General features: G+C 69.3%; 10 protein-coding genes and 2 pseudogenes. 3 read left to right on the top strand and 9 right to left on the bottom strand.

Translation table 11 applies throughout. The features are described 5' to 3' along the window. Window positions 1-13: 13 nt before the first annotated feature. Genes ACFVJ3_RS08515 through ACFVJ3_RS08505 form a run of 3 tightly spaced genes read right to left on the bottom strand, consistent with a single transcriptional unit; the run spans window position 14 to window position 2,136 of the window. Entirely contained in the window at window positions 14-244 is a 231-nt protein-coding gene (locus ACFVJ3_RS08515; RefSeq protein ID WP_378451647.1) for an exodeoxyribonuclease VII small subunit, read from the bottom strand. Between the two features lie 3 nt (window positions 245-247). After that, entirely contained in the window at window positions 248-1,504 is a 1,257-nt protein-coding gene (xseA, locus tag ACFVJ3_RS08510; protein ID WP_378451646.1) for an exodeoxyribonuclease VII large subunit, read from the bottom strand. Beyond that, on the bottom strand, window positions 1,501-2,136 hold the full coding sequence (locus tag ACFVJ3_RS08505) for a lipid droplet-associated protein (RefSeq protein WP_378451645.1): 636 nt from the start codon (window positions 2,134-2,136) through the stop codon (window positions 1,501-1,503). The genes xseA and ACFVJ3_RS08505 overlap by 4 nt, the downstream gene beginning before the upstream one ends. Window positions 2,137-2,278: 142 nt before the next feature. Between ACFVJ3_RS08505 and ACFVJ3_RS08500 the strand changes: the two genes are divergently transcribed. Next, window positions 2,279-3,289: a 4-hydroxy-3-methylbut-2-enyl diphosphate reductase gene (locus ACFVJ3_RS08500; protein WP_378451644.1), complete on the top strand. Its 1,011-nt coding sequence runs from the start codon at window positions 2,279-2,281 to the stop codon at window positions 3,287-3,289. A 28-nt stretch (window positions 3,290-3,317) separates the two neighbouring features. On the opposite strand, the gene ACFVJ3_RS08495 is transcribed toward ACFVJ3_RS08500, so the two are convergent. From ACFVJ3_RS08495 to ACFVJ3_RS08475, 5 genes and pseudogenes are all read right to left on the bottom strand, one after another. Then, window positions 3,318-4,160 carry a DUF6542 domain-containing protein gene (locus ACFVJ3_RS08495; protein WP_378451643.1) on the bottom strand — a complete coding sequence of 281 codons (843 nt, stop codon included), beginning with the start codon at window positions 4,158-4,160 and terminating at the stop codon, window positions 3,318-3,320. 23 nt (window positions 4,161-4,183) lie between these two features. Continuing rightward, window positions 4,184-4,985, bottom strand: a pseudogene (locus tag ACFVJ3_RS08490) (DNA recombination protein RmuC); the annotation flags it as partial. Between the two features lie 2 nt (window positions 4,986-4,987). Beyond that, window positions 4,988-5,248 carry a zinc ribbon domain-containing protein gene (locus ACFVJ3_RS08485; RefSeq protein WP_378451642.1) on the bottom strand — a complete coding sequence of 87 codons (261 nt, stop codon included), beginning with the start codon at window positions 5,246-5,248 and terminating at the stop codon, window positions 4,988-4,990. Beyond that, window positions 5,208-6,050, bottom strand: coding sequence for an RNA-guided endonuclease InsQ/TnpB family protein (locus ACFVJ3_RS08480; RefSeq protein ID WP_378451641.1), 843 nt, complete (start codon window positions 6,048-6,050; stop codon window positions 5,208-5,210). Before ACFVJ3_RS08480 ends, ACFVJ3_RS08485 begins: the two co-directional genes overlap by 41 nt. A 271-nt stretch (window positions 6,051-6,321) precedes the next feature. Then, window positions 6,322-6,456: pseudogene (locus ACFVJ3_RS08475) on the bottom strand (hypothetical protein); the annotation flags it as partial. A 446-nt stretch (window positions 6,457-6,902) separates the two neighbouring features. Between ACFVJ3_RS08475 and ACFVJ3_RS08470 the strand changes: the two are divergent. Both ACFVJ3_RS08470 and ACFVJ3_RS08465 read left to right on the top strand, forming a co-directional pair. Next, window positions 6,903-8,087 carry an exonuclease SbcCD subunit D gene (locus ACFVJ3_RS08470; protein ID WP_378451640.1) on the top strand — a complete coding sequence of 395 codons (1,185 nt, stop codon included), beginning with the start codon at window positions 6,903-6,905 and terminating at the stop codon, window positions 8,085-8,087. Beyond that, complete coding sequence (locus ACFVJ3_RS08465) at window positions 8,084-11,065, top strand: AAA family ATPase (RefSeq protein WP_378451639.1); 2,982 nt, start codon at window positions 8,084-8,086, stop codon at window positions 11,063-11,065. Before ACFVJ3_RS08470 ends, ACFVJ3_RS08465 begins: the two co-directional genes overlap by 4 nt. Before the next feature lie 7 nt (window positions 11,066-11,072). Here ACFVJ3_RS08465 and ACFVJ3_RS08460 read toward each other — a convergent pair whose 3' ends face one another. Further along, window positions 11,073-12,284: an AI-2E family transporter gene (locus ACFVJ3_RS08460; protein ID WP_378451638.1), complete on the bottom strand. Its 1,212-nt coding sequence runs from the start codon at window positions 12,282-12,284 to the stop codon at window positions 11,073-11,075. Between the last annotated feature and the right edge of the window lie 25 nt (window positions 12,285-12,309).

Below are 12,309 nucleotides of genomic sequence, written 5' to 3'. Positions count from 1 at the left end.
GGCCGGGGGTGTCTCAGCCCTCGTCCTCGGCGTGGGCGAGCGCCGTCTCGACGCGCTTGCGCGCCCCGGCGAGGTGCTCCTCGCAGCGTTTGGCCAGGGCCTCGCCGCGCTCCCACAGCGCGAGTGACGCGTCGAGGTCGAGGCCGCCCTGTTCGAGCACCTTGACCACGTCGACGAGTTCGTCGCGCGCCGCCTCGTAGCCGAGCTCCGCGGTGTCGGTGTCGTTTCCGGTGGGCTTACTCATGTCCTACTTGTCCTTTCCCATCACCGCGGCACGGATTGCGCCGTCGGCGACTCGAACGCGAATCTGGGTGCCCGGTGGGGCGTCGTCGACCGAGCGCAGTACCTCGGGATCGCCGTCGGGCACGATCCGCTGAACCACGGAGTAGCCGCGGGCCAGGGTCGCGGCGGGCCCGAGGGTCGTCAGCCGTGCGAGCAGGTGCTCGATCGTGGTGCTCTCCGCGGCGATCGCCCGGCTGATGTCGCGTCGCCCGGCCTCCCGCAGTCGTTCGATCTCGTCCGACCGGTGGTCGAGTGCGCGCAGCGGATCGGCGAGCACCGGCCGGCTCCGCAGCTGGGCGATCAGGTGCGACTCGCGTTGCACCCAGTTGCGCAGCGCAGCCGCGCTCCGCGACCGCAGTTCGCCGACGAGTGCCTGCTCGGCGACGGCGTCCGGTACGACCCGCTTGGCGGCGTCCGTCGGTGTCGCGGCCCGCACGTCGGCGACGTGATCGCTGAGCGGACTGTCCGGCTCGTGACCGATGGCGCTGACCACCGGAGTTCGGCAAGCGACGATCGCGCGGCACAGGGTCTCGTCGGAGAACGGCAGCAGGTCCTCCACACTGCCGCCGCCGCGCGCGAGGATGATCACGTCGACGTGCGGGTCGGCGTCCAGTTCCTTCAACGCGTCGAGCATCTGCGGAACGGCGGTCGCGCCCTGCACCGGGGTGTTGCGTACCTCGAAGCGCACGGCGGGCCAGCGGCGCTGCGCCACGCTGAGGACGTCGTGCTCGGCGGCGCTGGCGCGACCGGTGATCAGCCCGATGGTGCCCGGCAGGAACGGCAGCGGACGCTTCAGCCGAGGGTCGAACAGGCCCTCCGCGGCCAGCAGCGCACGCAACCGCTCGATCCGGGCCAGGAGTTCACCGATCCCGATCGCGCGGATCTCCGTCACCCGCAGCGAGACCGAACCCCGGCCGGTATAGAACGACAACTTGCCGAACATCACCACCCGGCTGCCCTCGGTGAGCGGGACGGGGGAGTTCTGCAGCAGCTGCGGGGAGCAGGTCACCGACAACGACATGTCGACGGACGGATCCCGCAGCACCAGAAACGCGGTCCGGGTTCCCGGACGCGCGTTGATCTGGGTGATCTGTCCCTCGACCCAGACACTCCCGAGCCGGTCGATCCACTGTGCGACCTTGGCCGACACGGTGCGGACCGGCCAGGGCTGCTCGGCGGTACTCGGTCCGGTACTGGCTGTGCGGGGCTGTGCGGAGGTCACTTGGCCTTGGCGGAGGTGATGCGGTTGGTCAGCATGGTCTGGAACGGCGCGCGCGCCAGGGTCGCGTTCTCGTAGTCCAGCAGCGTCGTGAGGTCCTCGACGGACAGGCTGCGCAGGCGCGCCCGCAGCTGGGCGAGCGTCAGCGTGCCGTAGTCGAGTACGACGGCGATCTCGGGTTCAGCCACCGTCGGCGCGGAGGTCGCGGCCTTCTTGCTCGCCGACTTCACGGGGGCGGCGCCGTTGGTGGTGGCGGCGGGAGCAGCCTTCGGGGTCGAGACCTTCTCGGGAGTGCTCTCGTCCTGCGGACTCAGCGAGTACAGGGCGAACCGGCCCGGTCCGGCCGGCCGCTCGTCGGTCACGCCGTCGACGGCGGGTTCCGGATCGGTGTCGTCGTCGAAGACGGCCCAGGCCGGCTGCTCGTCGTCGTGGGTCCAGTTGATCAGTGCGAAAGCTTGGTCGCCCTTGATGGCCAGCGCCGTCATGGACTGCTGAACACGCATCGTGGTCTGCAGCACCTGACTGACCGCGGTCATGGGCAGGGTCGCCGCGGTGGTCGGCAGTTTCCTGGCCTCTTCGACGGCCGTCACGGCGATTCCAGCGGCGACACGCGCCACGAACGGGGGACGAATCATTCCCACAGCCTGCCTGACAACGGCACGTTTGGGTAGCCGACGTGCCCACAGCGTCGACGACTTCGGTGCGACGATGCGCACACTACTCGGCGGAGGCCCCGCGAAAGTGTCGTCCGTCCGGGGTGACCCGTAGTCTGGAACCATGTCTTCGGCTGTTCCACTCAATGTGGGTATCACACGTTCGGCAGATTCGGGAGCGTCGCGTGCCGACGGCGAGAAGCGCGTACTGCTCGCGGAGCCTCGCGGCTACTGCGCCGGCGTGGACCGCGCCGTCGAGACGGTGGAGAAGGCGCTCGAGAAGCACGGCGCCCCGATCTACGTGCGCAAGGAGATCGTCCACAACCGGCACGTCGTCGAGACGCTGTCCGATCAGGGTGTCGTCTTCGTCGACGAGACCGACGAGGTTCCGGAGGGCGCGCTGCTGGTGTTCTCCGCCCACGGCGTATCTCCCGCGGTCCACGAATCGGCCGCGGCGCGCAACCTGCGCACCATCGACGCCACGTGCCCGCTGGTCACGAAGGTCCACCAGGAAGCCAAGCGCTTCGCCCGCGACGACTTCGACATCCTCCTGATCGGCCACGAGGGCCACGAGGAAGTGGAGGGCACCGCCGGCGAGGCACCCGATCACGTGCAGCTGGTCGACGGACCCGACTCCGTCGACGCCGTGACCGTCCGCGACGAATCGAAGGTCATCTGGTTGTCGCAGACCACGTTGAGCGTCGACGAGACGATGCAGACCGTCGCCCGGCTGCGGGAGCGTTTCCCGAATCTGCAGGACCCGCCGAGCGACGACATCTGCTACGCCACCCAGAACCGTCAGGTGGCGGTCAAGGCGATGGCGCCCGAATGCGACCTCGTCATCGTCGTCGGATCCCGCAACTCCTCGAACTCCGTTCGCCTCGTCGAGGTCGCACTGAATGCGGGCGCGAAGGCGTCGTACCTGGTCGACTACGCGCGCGAAGTGGATCCGGCCTGGCTCGACGGCGTCCGAACGGTCGGGATCACCTCCGGTGCGTCCGTGCCGGAGATCCTGGTGCGCGGTGTGATCGATCTGCTCGACGAGCACGGATTCCACGACGTCCAGCCGGTCACCACGGCGAACGAGACGCTGGTCTTCGCACTGCCGCGCGAGCTGCGCGCCGCGCGGACCTGATCGGCCCGCTACCTGCGCTGTCCCTGCTCTAGCGGGGCCGCTCCGTCTCGAACGGCGGCTCGTACCGGTCGCGGTAGCGCACCTGCGGAATGGGGTGGGCAGGCACGTCGGAGTTCGGCCGGGGTCGCGGCGTCGCCCGCGGCGGGACCGAACGCGGCGCCTGAGTGCTACGCGGAGGTGTCGAGCGGGGTGCCTGTGCGGCCCGGTCGACCATCGGTGGTGGGGGCGCCGTCCGTCCGCCCGACGAGGACGAGCGGCGAGGCGGTGGAGTGGCTGCCCGTCGAGCCGAGCGGGGGTGCTCCCGTGCAGCGTCCTTGTCACGCGCCCGACGCGCCGGCGGAGACTGCTCCGACCCCTCGGCTGCGCGCCGAGGACGGGCAGAGCGTGGCTCCCGCTGCGCGCGTCGCCGCTCCGACGTGCGAGCGGGGCCGGTCTTGCGTTGCTGCAGCAGGAAAAGGCGGAGTCCACCGATCAGCAGCGTTACCACGGTGGCGGCAAGCATGACCGGAAACCGGTTGACCAGCGGATACGCGACGTTGATCGCCAGGTCTTTCAACGCGGTGCTGTTCTCCTCCGCGATCAGACTCTGCCCGAGCGGCACCGCGACGAACAGGATCAGCGGCGGCTGGACGATCGCGGTGAACAGCGCCCGATTGCCGGCAGCCGCCACGGCGAGAACACAGCCGAGGAAATAGAACGTGGAGAACGCGGCCGTGAGTTCGGTGCCACGAGCCGCATCGACAGCGAATCCGACAAAGGTGACCCCGACGGCCAGGAGAATGACACCCCACCAGGGGAGACCGGGGACCGTAGGGACAATCGACCGCCTGTCGAGCGGCACCCCAGAGCGAGCACGTTGGGTTGCAGACACACAACGACAGTAGCGGCAACTTGTTAACTGGCCTCGTTGGCGTGACCGGTAGAGCCTGAGAGATCCTCGAGATTTGTGCGTCGCGGCCACGAATCGACGGCGCTGACCTCGGTGACGTCCCCGTCGAACACGTCGAGGTCGTGGAGCTTGCGTGCGGTGACTGTGACCCGGGACTCCATCGACGCGACGGTGAGATTGAACGAGTCGACGGCCTTGCCGAGTTGTGAGCCGAGGCGGTCGAGGTGCGCGCCGACCGTGCCCAGCCGCGAATACAGCTCCCGGCCGAGCTGGTGGATCTTCGCGGCGTCTTGAGACAGCGCCTCCTGCCGCCAGGTGTGCGCGATGGTCCGCAGCAACGCGATGAGGGTGGTGGGGTGGCGAGGATCACGTTTCGCGAGAACGCGTGCTCGAGCAGCCCGGAGTCGGCGGTCAGCGCCGCGTCCAGGAACGGATCACCGGGCACGAACAGCACCACGAACTCCGGCGTCGGGTCGAACGACTCCCAGTACGTCTTGTCGGCCAACTGGTCGACGTGCGTGAGCAGCTGCCGGGCGTGCCGGGTGAGGTGCTGTTCCCTAGCGGTCGGGTCTTCCGTCTGCGCGGCGTCCACCGGCCATGGACCGCGCGGAACCCACCTCGCCCTGGCAGCCGACCTCGGCGCCGGTAGGCCGCGAACGGGACCTTGGCGTCGACCACGATCTGCTTGCCGCCCGCGAGGTACACGAGCAGGTCGGGACAGACACCGTCCTTCGGCACCTGGGTGTCGAAGTCGCAGTGCCGGATCATCCCGGCCAGTCGACCACCCGGCTCCAGCTGGATCTCGCCGTTCATGTTGAGTGTTGTCTAGTGCACTCGGCATGAGTGCCCGGGTTACCCCGGTCACGTTTACCATCCGGTGGTGTTCCCGCAGCGATACCGTCTGCCCGCCGGGCGGCGGGTCTTATGGTTGGTTTCTGTCGGGCGTCTTTCACGTCTCGTCCGCAACTCGCCGAAGACGCACCACCGTCACCAGCTGCGAGGGCAGCGAGGTTGAGGGCGGCGTTGTGATCACGATCCGCGCGGTATCCGCACGCATCGCAGGTGAACACCCGAACTGTCAGGGGCAGTTTGGTCTGCCACGTGCAGTCCGGTGCCGGCCCACTCGGTCTTGTAGGTCAGTTGTCGCCGAATCTCGGCGAGCGCCGCATCACCGAGGGCCCGATTCAATCCGCGTTTGTAGGCGCCACCGGAGCGTGTCATTCCGGCAATGTTGAGGTCTTCGACGACGACGGTGTCGAAGTCCCGGACCAGTCGGGTGGTGAGTTTGTGCAGGTGATCGCGGCGCGCGTCGGCGATGCGGGTGTGTACCGCCCGGATCTGTTCCTGGGTGCGCAGCCACCGCCGTGACGGCTCCTGGGCGGTGCGACGATCCGGGCCGACCCACCGCGATGCGCGGCGCCCCAGGCGACGCAATCTCTTCGCGTGCTTGCGGGCGTGTTTCGGGTTCTCGATCATCTCCCCCGTCGAGAGGACCGCGAGGTGTTTGACCCCCACATCGACCCCGACCACCGAACCGCCCACGCCACGATCACCGACCGCGGCGGCGGTACCGGTCGTTGTGGGTGGGAGTGCACGGGCGGGAAGAGTGATGTCGACCGAGAACGACACCTGCCACCGGCCGCGTCGATACGACAGGGTCGCCGACCGGATCCGCGCCGACCCGGCGATCGTCTTGCGGGCCAGTTTGCGGGTGGATTCGCACGTCCGGATCGCCCCGATCCGCGGCAACTGCACATGACGGCGGTCCCCGCCGTCGGTGACCAGCCCGAAACTGCCCGTCGTGAAGCACCGCCCGTTTGCTTTTGAAGCGGGGGAATCCGGTGGCGCCTTTACGTTTCCCGGACCGGGCATCGGACCAGTTCGACAGGGCGGCAGCGCAGTTCGCGATCCCGGAACTGTATGCCTCTTTCGAGTTCTCCGGCCACCACGGCTGCCCGGACTCGGGGTTGACGGCGACGGCGTTCTTGACGGTGTTCCAGTGTTTGCGCAGGCCGTACGCGGACCAGCACACCGGCGGCGTCAGCTCCGCGTCCGGGATCTCGTAGGACCGTTCCGCTGCGCGTTGGTCGAGGTTCGCCTTGACCTGCGACAGTGCCCAGTTGTAGGCGAACCGCTGCGCCCCGCAGTGCGAACGGATCACCGACTCCTGCTCCGGGGTGGGGTCGAGGACGTACACGAACGCACGGATCACCGTCCGACACGGGTTCGGCGCAGCGATGTCGGCAGTCCGATCCGCGAGTACCGCAGCGGCCGTCATGGGCGGTCCGTCGCGACGGGCACTGCGCTGCCCATACCGGCGGGTACTCATCATCACCACCTCGTCGTAGTTCAGCGCCTGTTCCGCCATGGCGCCGACGGCCTCGTGCAGCGGCCCGACCAGTCGCGAGATCTGTTCGCCGATCGCACCCGAGTGGCGGCGCGCGGAGTCTTCGCTGACTGCGCCGAGCGACTGCCGGAGGAGGGCCTCGTTCTCGCGCAGCGCGGCGAGCTGTGCCTCCGCTCGCGCCGCCCGAGCACCGCTCCGTGCCGCGTGCAGGAGCCACCCGAGGGCGGTGCCCGCGGCCAGCGCCAGGAGCATTCCGAGTGCAGCGAGTGCATTCATGTGGCTCATGGTGCACCGCCCCACCGACACGTCGAATCGGTCGGACGCCACGCGGCCGAGGTGTTCGAGGTTGTCGGCAGGGTGCTCTACGGTCTCGGGACATGAGGATCCTGCACACTTCGGACTGGCACATCGGACGCACGTTCCACGGGGTGGACCTGCTCACCGACCAGGCCCGTGTGCTCGACGCGATCGCCGCCCTCGTCGCCGAGCATGGTGTGGACGTCGTCGTCGTTCCCGGCGACGTCTATGACCGGTCGATCCCCAGCGCGGACGCCGTCACCGTGTGCAACCGCGGATTCGAAGCCATCCGGGACGCCGGCGCGGTCATCGTCGCCACGTCCGGCAATCACGACTCCGCTGCGCGGCTCGGGGCGGGTGCCGCGTTCTCCCGTGCGGGCGGGCTCCACCTCATGACGACGGTCGCCGGGATCGGCTCGCCCGTCGTGCTCGAGGACGCGCACGGTCCCGTCGCTTTCTACGGCATTCCCTATCTCGAGCCCGAGATCACCCGTTCGCAACTGGACGTGCCGACCGCCCGCTCGCACGCCGAGATCCTCGACGCCGCGATGGACCGTGTCCGCACCGACCTCGAGGGGCGGAACGAAACCGGTCCGCACACCAGGTCCGTGGTGCTGGCTCATGCGTTCGTCGTGGGAGCGGAGGCCACGGGATCGGAGAGGTCCATCTCCGTCGGCGGCGTCGAGACGGTGTCGGCTTCGGCCTTCGGCGGGGTGGACTACGTCGCGCTCGGCCATCTCCACTCGCCGCAGACCCTCGCCGAGAACATCCGGTACTCGGGCTCGCCGCTGCCGTACTCCTTCGGTGAGCGCACCCACAGCAAGGCGGTCTACCTCGTGGATCTCGACGCCGACGGCCTGCGGGCCGTCGAGCGAGTCGACCTGCCGGTGGTCCGCGGGCTCCGGCAACTGACGGGGACGGTGCAGGAGTTGCTCGAGGACGATGCGTTCCGCGGCGCCGAGGACTGCTATGTGTCGGCGGTGCTCACCGACCCGGAACGCCCGGTCGACGCCATGCGCTCGCTCCAGACGCGATTCCCGTTCGCCGTTCACCTCGAGTGGCAACGCCCGGAGGGCGGCGACGATCTGCGCTACCGCGACAAGGTGCACGGGCGCAGCGATTTACAGATCACGCGCAGCTTCCTCACCGATGTGCGCAGCGAACCGTCGACCGGCGAGATCCGGCTTGTGGAAGCTGCACTCGGCTTCGCCGACCGGGCCGGCGAGGACACCGCCGAGGTCGTCGCGCTGGAACAGACGGCATGAGGCTGCATCGACTCGAAGTCGAAGCCTTCGGGCCGTTCGCAGGATCCGTGGAAGTCGACTTCGATCGGCTCGGCGCGGACGGGCTCTTTCTGCTGCACGGTCATACCGGCGCCGGTAAGACGACGGTCCTCGACGCGGTGGCGTTCGCGCTGTACGGCACGGTGTCCGGGGCACGGAAGGACGGCAAGCGCCTGCTGTCCGACCACGCGCCCGCCGGTTCCGTTCCGACGGTGACGCTCGAGGCGACGATCGCGGGCCGGCATCTGCGGCTCGTCCGCAGCCCGGAGTTCGAGCGTCCCAAGCGCCGTGGGTCGGGGACCCTCAAGGAGAACGCGAAGGCCACGCTCACCTGGCTCGACGGTCGCGGGGAGAACCTGTCCCGGATCCCCGACATCGCCGAGGAGGTCGGGCGGCTGATGGGCATGAGCGCCGACCAATTCTTTCAAGTGGTCCTGCTGCCGCAGGGGGAGTTCGCGAAGTTCCTGCGCGCCGACAACGAGGAACGCGGTCAGCTTCTGGAGAGGCTGTTCGACACCACCCGATTCGGAACGGTGGAGGAGTGGTTCCTGGACCGCAGGCGTACCAGCGCCCACGACCTGGACGAGCATCAACGGGCCATCGACGTGCTGCTGGCACGGGTCGCGACGGCCGCAGGCATCGAGGGGGGTGCCGACGCTGATCCGGCGACCTGGGCCCACAAGCTCGAGGACGAGGCCCGCGAGACTCGTGACCTGGCCGCGGACGAACTGCAGAAAACCAAGAGTCAGGCGAAGGTGGCCCGCGACGCGCTCACGGAGGCGCGCCGCGTCCTCGAACTGCAGAACCGTAGGCGGCGAGCCGAGGCGGAACTCGAGGCCCACGCAGCGGGGGCAGGCCGGCGGGCGGACCTCGTCGCCGAATTGGCGGATGCGCGCCGGGCCGAACCGGTCGCGACCGTGGCGCGCGACGCCGATGCTGCCCGGGCCAAGGCCGCGGCCGCCGCGCGACACGTCGAGGCGATCACGGACGGATTGCGTTCGACGGTGGGCGGCGCCGATCTCGTGGCGGAGTTGTCCTGGCCTCCGACCGCTGACGAACGGGAGTACATCCGATCGAGTATCCGTGTTTGGCGTGACGAGATCGTGCGCCTCGACGGGGCACTCGCCGAATCCGTCGCCGCCGACCGGCTCGCTGTCGAAGTGGGGAGGCTGCGCGCCCGGCAGGTCGAACTCGCCGAGGCCGGTGACGCGCTGTCCCGGGAGCGGGAACAATTGCCGCTCGCTCTACGGGAAGTGGAGAAGGCGCTCGACTCGGCGCAGAAGGCCCGCGCCGCACTGCCCGCCCTCGTCGATGCGCGGGACCGGGCAGCGGACGCTGCCTCGGCGGCGGCGGATCTCCGCACCCGACGGGCCGAGCGTGATCGGCTCGAGCGGGGCGTGCTCGATGCCCGGCAAAAGCATCAGGACGCGCGGGAATACTGGCTCGACTTGCTGCAACGTCGGATCGCGGGCATGGCCGCGGAACTGGCGGGCACGCTCGAGGACGGTGTCGCGTGCCAGGTGTGCGGTTCACCCGAGCACCCGCACCCTGCCGAACCGTCCGAGCTGTCGGTCACGAAGGCCGACGAGGACAAGGCCCTTGCGGCGGAGCAGAAGGCCGCGGCGGTGCTGACGACCGCGACCGAGAAGCTGGGCGCGGTGGAGCGCGCGATCGACGTGCTCGTGCAGCGCGGCGGCGACGGTGACGCGGACGCACTCGCGCAGGCCCTCACCGCTGCAGAAACGGCGGTGGGGGAGGCGACTGCACTGGGCGACGAGATCGAGCGTCGGTCCGCATCGCTCACCGAACTGCGGGACCGCGAGAGTTACCTGCAGGAACGGGCGCGGGACGTGGGCGTCGACGCCGCCATCGTGGCCGAGAGGATCACTACGAGTACGACACAGCTCGGGGAGATCCGGGCCCGGGTGAGCGAGGCTGCAGGCGACGCCCCGAGCGTGGAGGCTCGTCGCGCACGACTCGACGCCCTCGCCGAGTCCGCATCCGAGTTGCTCGACGCGCGGGACGCCGGTGCCGGAGCCGAGTCGGCGGCCCGTGAACTCGTGGCCAAATCCGAAACACTCGCCGGGGACGCCGGTTTCGACAGCACTGCCGACGCCGTGGCGGCGGTCCGGACGGCCGCCCGCCAGGGTGAGATCGAGGCTGTCCTCACGGCGGCGCGGGACGCCGAGGTCGGGGCGCGCAGCGTGCTCGACGACCCCGAGGTCGTTGCCGTCGCCGAGGCGGAGCCCGTGGAATTGGCGTCCGTCCAGCACGCGCACGACGTGGCCGCGGAGGTCGTGAACGTCGCCGTCGCGGCGGCGTCCGACGCCGAGCGCCGACTGCTCGATCTGGAACGGTTCGTCGGCCAGCTCGACAAGGCCGCCGAGGCGATTGCGCCGATGCAGACCGCGCACGAGGAGCTGGCCGTGCTCGCCGAGGTGATTGCGGGCCGTGGCCAGAACGCCAGGAAGATGTCGCTGCGGTCGTATGTGCTGGCGGCCCGGCTGGAAGAGGTGGCGGTCTCGGCATCCGCGCGGCTCGGCCGGATGTCGGCGGGACGGTACGAGTTCGTCCACAGCGACGAGGCCGGTCCGCGAGGCCGCCGCGGTGGTCTGGGGCTGGACATCCGCGACGACTACACCGGGGTGGTGCGTTCGGCCAAGACACTGTCCGGCGGTGAGTCGTTCCTGGCGTCACTGTCGCTGGCGCTCGGTCTCGCCGATGTGGTCGCGGCGGAGTCGGGAGGCGTCGTGCTCGACACGATGTTCATCGACGAGGGATTCGGCACCCTCGACGCGGACACCCTCGACTCGGTGATGGGCGTCCTCGACGAGCTTCGCGACGGCGGCCGGGTGGTCGGGATCGTCAGTCACGTCGACGAGATGCGTCAGCGAATTCCGAGCCGGCTGCACGTGATTCGCGGACGCACCGGCTCCACCGTGGAGGTGGTCGCCGGCTGACCGCCGGTCAATCCGCCTTGGGCGCGACGGCGGCCTGGTCGATCGTGACGCCCTCCCGTTCGGCGTCGTCGAGGTCCTCGTTTGCGGCGACGGCATCGGCGATGTTGCTTTCGGCGCTGTGCTCGTCGATCTGCTCACCGATGTAGCGCACCACCACGGCGGCGACGGCGGCGGCGGGCACCGCGAGGAAGGCGCCGACGATCCCGAACACGGAGGCACCGGCCGTGACGGCGAGCAGAACCACGACGGCGTGCAGTTTCATGCTCTTGCTCTGGAGAACGGGCTGCAGCACGTTGCCCTCGATCTGCTGCACCACGAGGATGATGATGAGCACGATCACCGCGGTGGTGAGACCGTTGGCCACCAACGCGACGAGCACGGCGAGAGCGCCGGCGACGAACGCACCGACGATCGGGATGAAGCCACCGATGAACGTCAGGATCGCGAGGACCGGTGCGAGTGGCACGCCGAGAATCAGCAGTCCGGCGCCGATGAAGACGGCGTCGATGAGGCTGACCAGCGCCTGCGTCCGGATGAACCCGCCGAGCGTGTCCCACATGCGGCCGAGCACCACTTCGAGGTGACGGCCCGCGCGGCCGCCGCTGACGGAGTGCAGCCACGGGATGAACCGGGGGCCGTCCTTGATGAAGAAGAACGACAGCACCAGCACGAGGCCGAGCGTGATCAGCAGGGAGCTGGCGGTGCTGACGCCGGTGAACACACCGGACGCGATGACCGTCCCACTCTCCTGCACCTTCACGATGATGGTGTGGATGCCCTGGTCGATCTGATCGTCCTGCAGGTTGATCGGCGGGCCCTTCAGCCAGTCCTGCACCTGGTTGATGCCCTGGGTGGCCTTGTTGGCCAGCTCGGGGGCCTGGCTGACGATCGACGGCACGATGCCGGCGATGATCCCGGCCACGACGGCGACGAACATGACGAGCGTCGTCGCTGCTGCCGCCGCCGGGGGGATACGCCGTCTCGTCATCGCCCGCGTCGGCGGCCACAGCACCGTGCACACCACGACGGCCAGGAGCACGGGGAGGACGATCACCCACAGCTTTTCGATGATCCACCCGAACAACAACGCGCCCAGCGAGATGGCCACGAGGACCAGCGACCACTTGGCCAGCCACATCGCACCCACCCCGATGAGATGCCCGCGGTCCGGTTTCGTGACTGCGCTCCCGGACGGCGCCGGGGCTTCCTTCTCCGTCACAGATGGTCCTCCCTCACCGTGTCTG

The organism is Rhodococcus sp. NPDC127593, from assembly GCF_042671975.1.
In the GTDB taxonomy this organism is placed as follows: domain Bacteria; phylum Actinomycetota; class Actinomycetes; order Mycobacteriales; family Mycobacteriaceae; genus Rhodococcus_F.
This window is presented reverse-complemented; position numbering and strand designations above follow the sequence as displayed.